Below are 13,369 nucleotides of genomic sequence, written 5' to 3'. Positions count from 1 at the left end.
CCCCCCCCCCCCCCCCCCCCCCCCCCCCCCCCCCCCCCCCCCCCCCCCCCCCCCCCCCCCCCCCCCCCCCCCCCTCCTACAGGGGGCCGGTGTCGTGCCGAAATCCAGCTAACCTGTCTCTGCGCTGAACACACCTGCGAAACACCGCGTCGCAGAAAATGACCGTTGAAACCACCGCCAACCTGCCCCATCTAAGACCCATACCCATTGCGCAGGTGCCCCCATGAGCGACCAGCAGGAATTCCCCGAAGACCCGAGTGAATACGCCGATCCGGAAAACGCCCAGCAGCACAAACCTGGCAAAGGCCTGGCCCTGCCTGGCCAGAACCTGCCGGACAAGGTCTACGTCATCCCGATCCATAACCGACCGTTCTTCCCGGCCCAGGTGCTGCCGGTCATCGTCAACGAAGAACCGTGGGCCGAAACCCTCGATCTGGTCAGCAAATCCGATCACCACTCCCTGGCCCTGTTCTACGTGGACACGCCCCAGGAAGACCCGCGCCACTTCGACACATCGGCCCTGCCGCTCTACGGCACGCTGGTCAAGGTGCACCACGCCAGCCGCGAAAACGGCAAGCTGCAGTTCGTCGCCCAAGGCCTGACCCGCGTACGCCTCAAGACCTGGCTCAAGCATCACCGCCCGCCGTACCTGGTGGAAGTCGAATACCCGCACCAGCCCACCGAGCCGACCGACGAGGTCAAGGCCTACGGCATGGCGCTGATCAATGCGATCAAGGAACTGCTGCCGCTCAACCCGCTGTACAGCGAAGAGCTGAAGAACTACCTCAACCGCTTCAGCCCCAACGATCCGTCGCCGCTGACCGACTTCGCCGCCGCGCTCACCTCGGCCACCGGCAGCGAGTTGCAGGAAGTGCTCGACTGCGTGCCGATGCTCAAGCGCATGGAAAAAGTCCTGCCGATGCTGCGCAAGGAAGTCGAAGTCGCGCGCCTGCAAAAAGAGATTTCCGCCGAAGTTAACCGAAAGATCGGCGAACATCAGCGCGAGTTTTTCCTCAAGGAACAACTCAAGGTTATCCAGCAGGAGCTGGGGTTGACCAAGGACGACCGCAGCGCCGACCTCGAACAGTTCGAGCAGCGGCTGGTGGGCAAAGTCCTGCCGACGCAGGTGCAGAAACGCCTCGAAGAAGAAATGAACAAGCTGTCGATCCTCGAGACCGGCTCGCCGGAATATGCGGTGACCCGCAATTACATCGACTGGGCGACCTCGGTGCCGTGGGGCGTGTACGGCGAGGACAAACTCGACCTCAAGCACGCGCGCAAGGTGCTGGACAAACACCACGCCGGCCTCGATGACATCAAGGACCGTATCCTCGAATTTCTCGCGGTCGGCGCCTACAAAGGCGAGATCAGCGGTTCCATCGTATTGCTGGTGGGCCCGCCGGGCGTGGGCAAGACCAGCGTCGGCAAATCCATCGCCGAATCCCTGGGCCGGCCGTTCTATCGCTTCAGCCTTGGCGGCATGCGCGACGAAGCCGAGATCAAGGGCCATCGCCGCACCTACATCGGCGCGCAGCCGGGCAAACTGGTGCAGGCGTTGAAAGACGTCGAAGTGATGAACCCGGTGATCATGCTCGACGAAATCGACAAGATGGGCCAGAGCTACCAGGGCGACCCGGCCTCGGCGCTGCTGGAAACCCTCGATCCGGAGCAGAACGTCGAGTTCCTCGACCACTACCTCGATCTGCGGATGGACCTGTCGAAAGTGCTGTTCGTCTGTACCGCCAATACCCTGGATTCGATCCCCGGCCCGCTGCTGGACCGGATGGAAGTGATTCGCCTGTCGGGCTACATCACCGAAGAAAAAGTCGCCATCGCCAAGCGTCACCTGTGGCCCAAGCAGCTTGAGAAAGCCGGCGTGTCCAAGGGCAGCCTGAGCATCAGCGACAGCGCGCTCAAGGCGCTGGTCGACGGTTATGCCCGTGAAGCCGGCGTGCGCCAGCTGGAAAAAAACCTCGGCAAACTGGTGCGCAAAGCGGTGATGAAACTGCTCGACGAACCAAAAGCCGTGATCAAGCTCGGACCGAAAGACCTGGAGGCTTCACTCGGCAAACCGGTGTTCCGCAACGAGCAGGTGCTGGCGGGGGTCGGCGTGATCACCGGGCTGGCCTGGACCAGCATGGGCGGTGCAACCCTGCCGATCGAAGCCACGCGCATCCACACCCTCAACCGTGGGTTCAAGCTCACCGGGCAATTGGGTGATGTGATGAAAGAGTCGGCGGAGATCGCCTACAGCTACGTCAGTTCGCATCTGAAGTCCTATGGCGGCGATCCGAAATTCTTTGACGAAGCCTTCGTCCATCTGCACGTGCCGGAAGGCGCGACGCCAAAAGACGGCCCGAGCGCCGGCGTGACCATGGCCAGCGCCCTGCTGTCGCTGGCACGCAATCAGCCACCGAAAAAAGGCGTGGCCATGACCGGCGAACTGACGTTGACCGGGCATGTGCTGCCAATTGGCGGGGTGCGGGAAAAGGTGATCGCAGCGCGGCGGCAGAAGATTTTCGAACTGATTTTGCCGGAGGCCAACCGGGGGAATTTCGAGGAGCTGCCGGAGTATCTGAAGGAAGGGATTACCGTGCACTTCGCCAAGCGCTTTGCGGATGTGGCGAAGGTGTTGTTCTGATTAAACAGTGTGATTTCGAAATGGTCAGGCTCGTAACCTGACCATTTTTTCGAGGCCAGCAATAACTAAAAATAAATAATTAATTAATAGGTTTGTAATCCCATCAGAACAGAGAGTACATCCAGGCACTTCGGCTCTATATCCTCAAGGTTCAAATCATTCGTGCGAGAAGCACAAAGGAGAGAACCCCATGGATATCAAACTACGAAGAAATCTTGTCGACGAACGCATTAATGACAATGTCAAATTTCGCCGTTGCTGCCCAAACAACCACTTGAATGCAACCCTTCAGAATCGTGAAGACTTCCGGTCCGAAGAATTTTTCGCCGGCGTCGGAAACAGGGAAATCCTCGCCATTTTCAAGGCCGGTAAAAAAAACACCCCACTCGACCGGGCCTTTGACATTTACATGCCCAAGCATATCGAGACGGGAAGCTACACACTGAACTCTCCGGACTATTTGATAGAAATTTCCTATACCGAAAACTTCCCTGCCTACACCAGCCATTGGGCATTGGAAGGTGTCATGAACTTGACCGTGAGTAACGAAACACAACAGTACTCTGGCAATGTCGTTATGAAGTTCAAAGATCCGCATGGCATCGAATTTACATCAGAAAGCGATTTCTGTTTTTCTCTTGTGAGTTAACCGTTAAGCACTACCAGTAAATATTTTTTTTATCCCGAGCAGGTCGCTCTCACGAGGTTACCTCTACCCCCTGTGTGTGGCCCGCTCGCGATAGCGTCAACTCTTACACCCCCATTGCGGGCGACTGTCACACTTTGTCTCATCTCGGTTATGCTCGCCGTTCGTCGTGAACGCCGGAGCCACTGACCACATGTCCCCCATTCGCCTGTTTGTCCCCCTCGCCCTCGCCCTGCTGGCCGGATGCGCCACGCAACCTGCGCACAACGTGACAGTGGAAAAACAAAGCGAATGTCCGGTGAAACTCAGCAACGGGCAAAACCTGATCCTGACCCTGCCGAGCAATCCGACCACGGGTTATCGCTGGGCGATCCAGGATTCGGCCGGCGGTGTATTGCACGCCCTGGGCCCGGAGGTTTATCGAAATCCGGAAGATGCCGGCATTGTCGGCGCGGCCGGAGTCTCGACCTGGCGCTTTCAGGCGTTTGCGACCGGCACCGGCCGTTTGCGCCTGACCTCGCAACAGCCGTGGGCGCCGGAAGTACTGCCGGTGGATTCGTTCGACTGCGCGATTTCGGTCAACTGACCGTGGGCTGGCTGATTCTGGCGCTGATGGGCGCAGTGACCTTCCTTTATGGCCTGAGCGTGCATGCGTCCCTGCTGTGCCTGCTGGTCAAGCCGCTGCCGGTGCTGGCCCTGCTTGGCTGGTTGCATGACGCACCACCAGGCGAATATCGGCGCTGGATCAGCCTGGGGTTGATTTTCTCCCTGGTCGGCGACGTGTTGCTGGCATGGCCGGGGGATTTGTTCGTGTTCGGCCTTGGGGCGTTTCTGGTTGCGCATCTGGCCTATCTGAAAGCGTATTTGAGCGATTGCCGGCGCCTGGCATTGCTGCCACTGGTGCTGGCCCTCGGCGTCGGCGCCGTCCTGCTGGGGATTCTGATTTCCAACGGCCTCGGGCCATTGTTGGTGCCCGTGATTGTCTATGGCACGGCGATCAGCGCCATGCTCTGGCGCGCCCTGGCCCGACTCGGGACCGATGTGCCCAAACGCTCGGCGCTACTGGCGGCGGCGGGTGCAGTAGCATTCGTGTTCTCCGACAGCGTGATCGGCATCAGCCGCTTCGTGGTGCCGTTCGACGCGGCGCCGTACGTGATCATCCTCAGCTATTGGCTGGGGCAATGGGGGATCACGGCATCGGCGTTCACTCAGAAACCGCGCTGACCCCATCGCGAGCAAGCTCGCTCCCACAGGTATTGCACAGCCCTTGTGGGAGCGAGCTTGCTCGCGATAGCAATATCACTGAACACACAGACTTTGCAGGCTGCTTGGCGGTTTATCAGACAACCCGCGCATCCCCGCGCCAACTTGGCTAAAATGCCGGCCTTTTCCACCTACACCGCTGGAACCGCCGTGAGCAAAGAACCCGATCGCCTTTTCGCCCAGCCTCTGGCCCAGGTGCCTGACTTCGCCTTCAACGAGGACGTGGTGCGGGTGTTCCCGGACATGATCAAGCGCTCGGTGCCGGGTTATCCGACCATCGTCGAAAACCTCGGCGTGCTCGCCGCGCAGTTCGCCCAGCCGGGCAGCGTGCTTTACGACCTCGGCTCGTCGCTGGGTGCCGTGACCCAGGCCTTGCGCCGGCACGTGCGCACCGATGGCTGCCGGGTGATCGCTGTGGATAACTCCGCAGCGATGGTCGAACGCTGCCGCGAGTACCTCAACGGGCAGGATTCGATGTTCCAGGAGTTGCTGCCGGTGGAGGTGATCGAAGGCGACATCCTCGCCCTGGAGTTCCAGCCGGCCTCGGTGGTGGCGCTGAACTTCACCCTGCAGTTCATCGCCCCGGACCAACGCACGGCATTGCTGTCGCGCATCCGTCAGTCGCTGTTGCCCGGCGGCGCCCTGATCCTCTCGGAAAAACTGCGTTTCGAAGACGAGCAGGAACACGCGTTGCTCACCGACCTGCATATCGCCTTCAAACGCGCCAACGGCTACAGCGAACTGGAAATCGCCCAGAAGCGCAGCGCCATCGAAAACGTCATGAAGCCCGACAGCCTCGAAGAACACCGCGAACGCCTGTTGGCCGCCGGGTTCTCGAAAGTCGTGCCGTGGTTCCAGTGTCTTAACTTTGCCTCGTTGATTGCCTTGCCATGATTGATCTGTCTCCCCTCGCCCGCCGTCTGGCCGGCACGCCGCTGGCCGAATGGGCCAACACTCTGCAAGCGCAACTCGACAAGAAAATGGAAAAGGGCCATGGCGACCTGGAACGCTGGCAAAGCGCGCTGGACGCCCTGCCGAAGATCCAGCCGAGCGAAGTCGATTTGCTCAATGGCTTGAAGCTCGATACCGATTGCAGCGACGAGACCCGCGCGCAAATGCGTACCGCGCTGATGGGCCTGTCGCCATGGCGCAAAGGGCCGTTCGACCTGTTCGGCGTGCACGTCGACACCGAATGGCGCTCGGACTGGAAGTGGTCACGGGTCGCCCCGCACCTGAACCTGAAAGGCAAGCGCATCCTCGATGTCGGCTGTGGCAACGGTTATTACATGTGGCGCATGCTTGGCGCCGGCGCGGACAGCGTGATCGGTGTCGACCCGAACTGGCTGTTCTTCTGCCAGTTCCAGGCGGTGCAACGCTACCTGTCCGAGCCGAACGCCTGGCACCTGCCCTTCCCGTTCGAAGACCTGCCGCCGAACCTCGAAGGGTTCGACACAGTGTTTTCCATGGGTGTGTTCTACCACCGCCGTTCGCCCATCGAACATTTGCTGGCGCTGAAGGATTGCCTGGTCAAGGGCGGTGAGTTGGTGCTGGAAACCCTGGTGGTCGAAGGCGACAAACATCAGGTGCTGGTGCCGGAGGACCGCTACGCGCAGATGCGCAACGTGTGGTTCCTGCCGTCGGTGCCGGCGCTGGAGTTGTGGTTGCGACGTGCCGGGTTCACAGACGTGAAGTGCGTGGACGTGAGCACCACCACGATCGAGGAACAGCGCGGGACGGAGTGGATGAAGTATCAGTCGCTCAGTGACTTCCTCGATCCGGAAGATCACAGCAAGACCATTGAAGGGTTGCCGGCGCCGATGCGGGCCGTAATCGTCGCCAGAAAGTAACGCAAGAACCTGTAGGAGCGAGCTTGCTCGCGATGGTGTGTCAGTCGATACCACTTAGCCTGACACTCCATCGCGAGCAGGCTCGCTCCTACAGGGGATTCGGAGATTAGTCTGAAGGTTTTGCGCGCCGGGCCTTGAAGAATTCGCTCAACACCGCTCCACACTCATCCGCCAACACCCCGCCTTCATACAACACCCGATGATTCAGGAAACCCTGGGTAAAGAACTGCCCCTGGCTCTGCACGATCCCCGCCTTGGGTTCCAGCGCGCCGTACACCACCCGGGCAATCCGCGAGTGCACGATCAGGCCCGCGCACATGCTGCACGGCTCCAGCGTCACGTAAAGCGTACTGCCGGTTAGTCGGTAATTGCTGACGGCCTGGGCGGCGGCGCGGATTGCGACCATCTCGGCGTGGGCGCTGGGGTCGTTGCCACTGATCGGGCAGTTGAAGCCGCGACCGATGATTTCCCCATCCTGGACCAGTACCGCGCCCACCGGCACTTCGCCGAGGGCCGCGCCTTGGGCCGCCAGTGCCAGGGCCTCACGCATGAATTCGCGATCACGACTGCGGTCGATGATGGCGGCGGGACGAATCTGACGCATCACGCCACCTCGATAGCGGCCATCAGGCCGGTTTCCATGTGATCGATCACATGGCAGTGGAACATCCATACACCCGGATTATCCGCCACCAGCGCTACCTGCGCGCGCTCGTTCTTGCCCAGCAGGTAGGTGTCGGTGAAATACGGAATGACCTTGTGCCGGTTCGAGGCGATGACCTTGAAACTCATGCCGTGCAGGTGAATCGGGTGCTGATACTGGGTCATGTTTTTCAATTCGAAAATGTAGCTCTTGCCCTTTTCCAGTTTGGCGATCGGGCGGTCGGCGCAAGTCTTGTCGGTGATGTCCCAGGCCTTGCCGTTGATCTGCCACAGGCTTGGCGGCTTGCCATTATCGACGTTCACCGACACCGAACCGACCCATTCGAAATTGAAGTTGAGTTTCTCGGCATTGGCCAGGTCCGGCTCGGCCACCGGGTTTGCGGGCAGCGCGGGCGGCCACTCGGTCGGGGCGTCGGTGTTGGCCACCGAACGCAGCGTACCCAGGCGCACCGGGCCGTTGCGCAGGGACAACTCTTCACCGGCCGGCGGCGCCTTGATCGCCAGGCAGATACGCATGCCGGGGCCGAGCCAGTATTCCTTGCCGAGCGGGCGCGGTTCGATGGGGTTGCCATCCAGCGCATAGATCTGCGCTTCGACGCCGGGAATATTCAGGCGATAGGTCAAGGTGTTATCGAGGTTGAGCAAACGTACACGGGTGATCTGCCCGGCCGGCAAATCAATCACCGCTTGCGCGATGCCGTTGATGGTCGACAGACGCCCCGCCGTGCCGCCACGGGCCGCTTCCCGGGGAATACTGAAGTCGACGAAAGCGCCTTGCTCATCGATGTGCCAGTTCTTCAGGCTCAAGGTTTTTTCGTACTTGAAGCCGGTGGGCTCACGCTCCTCGACAATCAGCGGGCCGACCAGGCCGCGACCGAGTTCCTCGCTGCTGCTCACATGGGGGTGATACCAGTAGCTGCCGGCATCAGGCACGCGGAATTTGTAATCGAAGTATTCGCCCGGCAGCACCGGCAGCTGCGAGACGTAAGGCACACCGTCCATTTCCAGCGGCAGACGGATGCCGTGCCAGTGGATGGTGGTGGCGACCGGCAGGTGGTTGATGAAACGCACCCGCAGCCATTCCCCCTGGCGCACCCGCAACTCGGTGCCCGGCGCCGAAGGGCCGAAGGCCCAAGCCTGGGTCTTGTGCCCGGCTACCAGTTCCACGTCCAACGGCGCTGCGATCAGCTCATAGTCGTGGCCCGCATCGGCGTCGGCCATCTTGCCCAGCCAGTAGCGCGACGCGCCCCCAGCACCGACACCAACGACAACAAGACCGGCCAGGCCACCGAGGATTTGGCGACGGGTAAACGACATGAACTCAACTACCTCACGTATCAGCGACAGGCCCGGGGCCTGCAAAAGGCGAATACGATACACCTGCAACTGCGAAACGGTAAGGGTGACCTGTGGCCGCACATCAGCTGTGGGCATAACTATGTAGTGCACTTGCCTTGAAAAAACCGGCCATCCTCGACATCCCGTTTTCTCAAGGAAAGAGAGTGCATGAACCCGAACGAAACACGCCCGCTGCCCAATGCCGCCGACAAGGCCGCGCTCAAGGCGATCGCCACCACCGTGATCCAGACTTGCCCGAGCCTGCAAGACACGGCGCACGAAGTCGCCAGCGACTTACTGAAAAAATCCGGCATTACCGACCTCGATCCGGATCAGGTGTACTTCCACCGTTTCGACACAGCGGAAAGCAGTTCGAAAACGTTCACTGGTTGGGAGCATGTCAAAGCAACGCCGACCTCAACCACGACCCTGACACAGCTGGTGATCCAGCGCTTTCGCACCAGCGATCAGGACAACGCCGACCTGCTTGACGTCTATGCAGGCTTTTATACCGCCGGCCCGAACGCCGGGAGGTTCAACGAAACCAACGAAGTACGCCTGCACGGCAACGAGGTGTTGAAGGCGTTCTGGAACATCGATTTCAGCACGCTCTATACCGACAAATTGACCGCGTTCTGGAAGCAGTCCGGCACCGACTTCCGAACCCTGGCCAAATGCAATTTTCTGATACAAGCCGTAAAGGCCAGGGACAAACGGCAGTTGAGCGACGATGACTTCCAGTTTGTCACGAACGCCGTAATGGGCCCGATCAACTGGCCTGTCGACCTGCAGATGCTGCGGGCTCAGCACCCTTGCGCCGACATTGTTCGGGCTCTGGACGTCGACGGGTACCTTACCACCAACATCCTGCGTTTCGTCGCACCCAAGGGGCGCCAGATCGTGTATCTGCCCGGTGAAAACGTCGCTTTCAAAGTGCTGGAAACCGCGACGGACATGCACTACTGGATGTTGCAGCAGATGAACGAAGAAGAGGCTCGCCGAGGCTTCATGACGCATTTTTCCTTGGCCGATCGTCAAACCATCGACAAGAACATCACCGATATCATGAACCGGCTGATCAGCACCTGGGGCAAGTACGACCATCACCTGATCAATCAAAAAAACCAGATCATCACCGGCGACGCATTCAGTTGGTTGAGCAACTCGACCAAAAGCGCAATGTTTGCCGAAGCCGAACTCTCGCTGACGTCCAATGGCGATCTGCGCAAGAAACTGTGGATCGGTTACCTCAGCGCCGGTTTAAAAGTATTTAGCCCCATGGCGGTGGTCGGTTGGCCGATTGCCCTGCCGGTGGTCGGCGCCAGTATCGCCAGCCTGGGTTTGAACATCGATCAGGCGGTCAATGGCAAAACCGCCAAGGAACGCAAGGCCGGCGTTCTTGGCGCCGTGCTCAGCGGTATCGATTTGCTGTTCAACCTCCTGGTGCTCAAAGGTCCAGGATCGCTGGAGGAAATCGGCCCGGACATCGACGCCGCCGAAGCCAAAGAAATGGCTGATCTGATTGAATCAACCACACCTGCCGAAACCGCCGGGTCGAAGGTCGGAACCATCGAAGGAGAATCAGAGGCTGTCACGGGCTCGACTGAGGACAGGCCCGCGTCATCAGTGCCGGACTCCTTCAGGATTAATGATGTGCTCAGCGATGACGCCCTGGTTCGTGAGTCAGGCAAGTTCCAGGGTACATATCGGCTCGCCTCGAATCCTTCGTCCGCCATCAAACTCAACGGCAACGCCTATTACGTGCGTTATGAAAACAGCCTCAACGGGCGTGGGTACTGGGCAATCATCGACCCGGCCAATCCCGACTCCTTTACGGATTCGATTCCAGTACGGTTTATGAATGATTCGGGAGAATGGGAAGTTGTTCCCAAACTGGGCCTCAGAGGCGGGATGCAAGCAGCGGACGCGGCCTCCCCCGCCGTCGAGGAGTCGTCACAACGGCCAGGCGTTCACGTGCCGGGCCTTGACGACCCTGAAATGCGGGCATGGGCGCTGGGTGGACCCGACGTACGCAGCCCGTTCAGACGGATCTGGTCAGTGGCAGACATCGACGTCCACAGCGTACTCATGTCCGATGCCGACCAAGAGGTCATCACCCTCAGCGAATTCGAGATGGCCCAGGAAGAACCTCGTCGCAACCTGGTCAGCGACGCCAGGGCCTGGTACGAGCTTCACCCTCCGACGCTGAGCCAACCGGCGTCCTCTGCACAAGCGTTTGCGACGCCAGGCGAGCTGCTTGAAACGGCCTACGCGGAAAAACCGGGGCTGGTCGTCGGCGAGAGCCGGGGCAGCATCGGCAGCAAACAGTTCCTGATCGAAAACATGCCAACGCTCGCGCAACAGGGCGTCAAGACCTTGTACTTGCAGGAGCTGCTGGCCAACGTCAATCAACTCGAACTGGACACCTTCGCGCGCACCGGTGAAATGCCCGCCGAGCTGGAAAACTACCTGAACAAACTCGACATCAAGGCCGGTAACGACCCGACAGGCCAATTCAATCTGCTGGCGCTGGTCAAAGCCGCCAATGCCCAACAGATCCGGGTTCAGGCCATCGACATGTCGACGACCTACAACATCAACAAAGAAGCGATTAACTGGGAATCCGATTACCAGATGGCCAGGAGTTTTTTTGCCAGCGAGGTCATCCGGTTCAACGAAGCATTGAAAGAACCGGCCAAATGGGTTGCCTTGGTCAATCAGGAAAACATGGCGACATTCAGAGGCTATCGCGGCATTAGCGAACAGACCGATGCCCTGAGCATTCGTATCGATGACGTAGCGCCGGGGCAAGCGCAACCCATCAACTCCGATCCGGGGTTGGCTGTGGAGCATGCGGACTATCCGGATTCCCCTGTTTTTTACGTATCTGATGGCATGGACTTCGACAGCGTCCATGCACTGATCAAAGGCGACTGGCGCGTGCAGATGCAAACCCCGTGGGCATACAGGACCCCGCAACAACTGCGAGCGCTGCTGCCTGAACCGGGGATGTTCACCTTCCAGCGCTACCGCAGCAGCGTCCTTGTAGTTTATCGCAATGCCAACAACGGGATGGCAGACAGCGTCATCAGATCCACGCCGGGTGGAAGGCTGAATCTGGATACCCCGCTTCGGCCAGCCTACGAGTCCATGACAGTGGACAACCTCGAAGAACTCAAGCAAGCGTTGGTTGCAAAGGGCATGAAGCCCATGGGCTGGCCCGTCGAGCTGGCAAGTGAACTCGATTCACCCTTGTCAGGAACCTCTCAACCCATCGAAATACCGGACCACTGGCAAGCCAATGAACTGCTCGAGGGGCAGACACCCGTGAGTGAAGCCGGAAAATTCCAGGGTATCTATCAACTCGACTCCAACCCCGCCACCGCGATCTTGCTCGATGACAGGGCTTATTACGTGCGCTACGAAGCCGATCCCAACGGAGGCGGCACCTGGGCCATCATCGACCCTGAAAATCCCAACGCGTTTTCAGGTTCACTCCCTGTGCGTCTCAATGCCGAGGGCGAATGGGAGCTGACACCCCGAGCCGGGCTCAGGGGTGGTGGAAACCGGCATCCGGGCGGGTCCCGCGTTCCGCCGTCTACATCTGCTCCGGCCACTGCGTCTGCCTCTGTTCAAGAGCCAACACAGGCCATCCTGCGCCGCCCGGCCACGCAATACGACGCAACTAACCGATTCAGTATCAGACTACTGGCGATGGGCGAGAGAGAAACCCATATCAAACTGGTCCGTCAGCCAGACGGAAGCTTTCGCGCAGAGTCCACTTACGCACGATACGTCGCGGCCCCGCGCGCCACGCTGTCACAAGACGCCCGTCAATTCTTTTCCCGCAGTGGATTTTTCGCTTCATTACCCCCTCGTCCGCAGCTTCCAGTCGTGACGCCATCAACCACTGCCGCAGAACTGCTCCCGAAGATATTTGAAGCGGCACCGGGCCTGGTCATCGGTGAAAGCCAGGACCGCATTGCCAGCATGCGGTTTCTCATCGAGAACATGCCGACCCTTGCCCAACAGGAAGTCAAGACGATCTATTTCCATCGCCTGCTTAACGATTTCAACCAGGTGGAACTCGATCAATTCTTCAAGACCGGGTCAATGCCCGATGATCTCAAGGCGTATTTGCAAAAGCTGAAAAGCGATCCCTCCGGCAGATTCACCCCGCTTGAAGTGGTCAAGGCGGCTCAACAAAATGGCATTCGGATTCAGGCAACCGACTGCCTGGCCAGTTACCGTTTCCCCGGCCCATCACTTCCCGACATGCATGAGCAAGCCATCAAGACCTACCTCACCCACACCATCATGGAGGCCGACAAAACGCTCAACGGAGCGGGCAGATGGGTGGTGCTGACGGATCAGGAAAACATCAACACCTTTCGTGGAATGCCCGGCATCAGCGAAATGCAGGGCGGTATTGGTTTGCGCATCGAAGAAGTGCTGCCGGAAGAAAGCCTGCTGATTGAAACGGATCGAGGCATTGAGGTAGGCCGCGGCTTTGCCACTCAACCCGAACTCACCGATGGAAATTACGACACCCTGCACGCTGACTTGAGCTTGCAGATGCCACTGCCGTTGCTTGAAAAGACACCGGAAGCACTCGATCGGCTGCTGTATCGGCAGGGCATGTTCACTTTCGAGAAGTCGAACGGAAACTGGACACTGATCCATCGCAGCAGAGTCGGTCAACTGGCAAGAACACCGGTCGAGCGCACGGCTGACGGCAGCTACCTGATCAATCGCCCCGCATGGACCGACGTGAATCAGGTGCCTTATGCCAGCATCGACGAGCTGTCCTGGGGTCTTAGCCGTATGGGCATGAACCTCGAAGGGCGTTTGCCGGTATAAATCAAGCTGCTCGCGATGGCGGCGTGTCAGGCGCGGGAGATGCTGGATGTGTCGGCCTCATCGCGAGCAAGCTCGCTCCCACAGGGGATTTGGGGCGAACACAACTGAAAC

Annotated in this window: 9 protein-coding genes; 7 read left to right on the top strand and 2 right to left on the bottom strand. The window is 59.5% G+C overall.

From position 1 onward, the window contains the following. The first annotated feature begins 223 nt into the window (after window positions 1-223). The 6 genes from lon to cmoB all read left to right on the top strand — a co-directional run bounded on the left by lon (window position 224) and on the right by cmoB (window position 6,397). Window positions 224-2,641: an endopeptidase La gene (lon, locus tag AC1Q6Y_RS20210; RefSeq protein ID WP_492625039.1), complete on the top strand. Its 2,418-nt coding sequence runs from the start codon at window positions 224-226 to the stop codon at window positions 2,639-2,641. Between the two features lie 190 nt (window positions 2,642-2,831). After that, window positions 2,832-3,290, top strand: a complete 459-nt coding sequence (locus AC1Q6Y_RS20205; RefSeq protein WP_492625038.1) for a hypothetical protein — start codon at window positions 2,832-2,834, stop codon at window positions 3,288-3,290. Between the two features lie 190 nt (window positions 3,291-3,480). After that, window positions 3,481-3,873, top strand: coding sequence for a protease inhibitor I42 family protein (locus tag AC1Q6Y_RS20200; protein ID WP_492625037.1), 393 nt, complete (start codon window positions 3,481-3,483; stop codon window positions 3,871-3,873). A gap of 2 nt (window positions 3,874-3,875) precedes the next feature. Beyond that, window positions 3,876-4,511, top strand: a complete 636-nt coding sequence (locus AC1Q6Y_RS20195) for a lysoplasmalogenase (RefSeq protein ID WP_057716259.1) — start codon at window positions 3,876-3,878, stop codon at window positions 4,509-4,511. A gap of 189 nt (window positions 4,512-4,700) precedes the next feature. Beyond that, a complete protein-coding gene (gene cmoA / locus AC1Q6Y_RS20190) occupies window positions 4,701-5,444 on the top strand; it encodes a carboxy-S-adenosyl-L-methionine synthase CmoA (protein WP_008053199.1) in 744 nt (247 codons plus the stop codon). Then, a complete protein-coding gene (cmoB, locus tag AC1Q6Y_RS20185) occupies window positions 5,441-6,397 on the top strand; it encodes a tRNA 5-methoxyuridine(34)/uridine 5-oxyacetic acid(34) synthase CmoB (protein WP_057716261.1) in 957 nt (318 codons plus the stop codon). Before cmoA ends, cmoB begins: the two co-directional genes overlap by 4 nt. 106 nt (window positions 6,398-6,503) lie before the next feature. Here the strand turns inward: cmoB and tadA are convergent, their stop codons facing one another. Together tadA and AC1Q6Y_RS20175 are read right to left on the bottom strand one after the other, a co-directional pair. Then, complete coding sequence (gene tadA, locus AC1Q6Y_RS20180; protein ID WP_492625036.1) at window positions 6,504-7,001, bottom strand: tRNA adenosine(34) deaminase TadA; 498 nt, start codon at window positions 6,999-7,001, stop codon at window positions 6,504-6,506. Continuing rightward, window positions 7,001-8,377 carry a multicopper oxidase family protein gene (locus tag AC1Q6Y_RS20175; protein ID WP_492625035.1) on the bottom strand — a complete coding sequence of 459 codons (1,377 nt, stop codon included), beginning with the start codon at window positions 8,375-8,377 and terminating at the stop codon, window positions 7,001-7,003. The genes tadA and AC1Q6Y_RS20175 overlap by 1 nt, the downstream gene beginning before the upstream one ends. A gap of 189 nt (window positions 8,378-8,566) precedes the next feature. Between AC1Q6Y_RS20175 and AC1Q6Y_RS20170 the strand changes: the two genes are divergently transcribed. Further along, window positions 8,567-13,258: a membrane-targeted effector domain-containing toxin gene (locus AC1Q6Y_RS20170; protein WP_492625034.1), complete on the top strand. Its 4,692-nt coding sequence runs from the start codon at window positions 8,567-8,569 to the stop codon at window positions 13,256-13,258. Window positions 13,259-13,369 lie beyond the last annotated feature (111 nt).

It is taken from the genome of Pseudomonas sp. GW823-FHT06E10, from assembly GCF_058794995.1.
Note: the sequence above shows the minus strand (reverse complement) of the source record. Positions and strands in the feature narration are given on the sequence as shown.

Coding starts and splice junctions, on each gene's coding strand:
- lon (WP_492625039.1), top strand. CDS start 224: ATGAGCGACCAGCAGGAATTCCCCGAAGACCCGAGTGAATACGCCGAT.
- AC1Q6Y_RS20205 (WP_492625038.1), top strand. CDS start 2,832: ATGGATATCAAACTACGAAGAAATCTTGTCGACGAACGCATTAATGAC.
- AC1Q6Y_RS20200 (WP_492625037.1), top strand. CDS start 3,481: ATGTCCCCCATTCGCCTGTTTGTCCCCCTCGCCCTCGCCCTGCTGGCC.
- cmoB (WP_057716261.1), top strand. CDS start 5,441: ATGATTGATCTGTCTCCCCTCGCCCGCCGTCTGGCCGGCACGCCGCTG.
- tadA (WP_492625036.1), bottom strand. CDS start 7,001: ATGCGTCAGATTCGTCCCGCCGCCATCATCGACCGCAGTCGTGATCGC.
- AC1Q6Y_RS20175 (WP_492625035.1), bottom strand. CDS start 8,377: ATGTCGTTTACCCGTCGCCAAATCCTCGGTGGCCTGGCCGGTCTTGTT.
- AC1Q6Y_RS20170 (WP_492625034.1), top strand. CDS start 8,567: ATGAACCCGAACGAAACACGCCCGCTGCCCAATGCCGCCGACAAGGCC.